The organism is Sedimentibacter sp. B4, assembly GCF_000309315.1.
Lineage (GTDB): Bacteria > Bacillota > Clostridia > Tissierellales > Sedimentibacteraceae > Sedimentibacter > Sedimentibacter saalensis.
The window spans coordinates 1-439 of sequence record NZ_CANG01000563.1 but is presented as its reverse complement, the minus strand read 5'-3'; the positions used below and the strand labels follow the sequence as shown (position 1 = coordinate 439).

At 68.1% G+C, this 439-nt stretch carries 1 pseudogene; it reads left to right on the top strand.

The features are described 5' to 3' along the window. Window positions 1–439: pseudogene (locus BN358_RS25570) on the top strand (hypothetical protein); the annotation flags it as partial.

The following is a 439-nucleotide window of genomic DNA, read 5'->3' as shown; positions in this document are numbered from 1 at the left end:
CACCTCCTTCTCCGAGAACGACGGCAACAAGGCGGAACAGGCGACGATTCAGGTCTACACCTCACCGGTCGCCGGGGTCGCGGACGCCACCCTCGGCCGCCTGGTCGCCAGCGAGGCCGCGTCCATGCTGAACTCCACGCTCACCGAGGCGTACCTGACGCAGATCTACGTCGGCTTCAACGACATGGGCAAGCAGTTCGTCACCATGGCCGACGGGGCCGACCAGCTCGCCGACGGCGCGCGGAAGCTCGCCAACGGAATCTCCGACGCCGCCGACGGCTCCCGGCAGCTCTACACCGGTCAGTTCCAGCTGGCCACCGGGCTCAGCCAGATGGCGACCCAGACCACGTCGATGCCCTCCGACGTCCGCAAGCTCGCGAACGGCGTCAGCGACTACGTGGACGGCGCCAACCAGCTCGCGCAGCAGACCATCGACTCG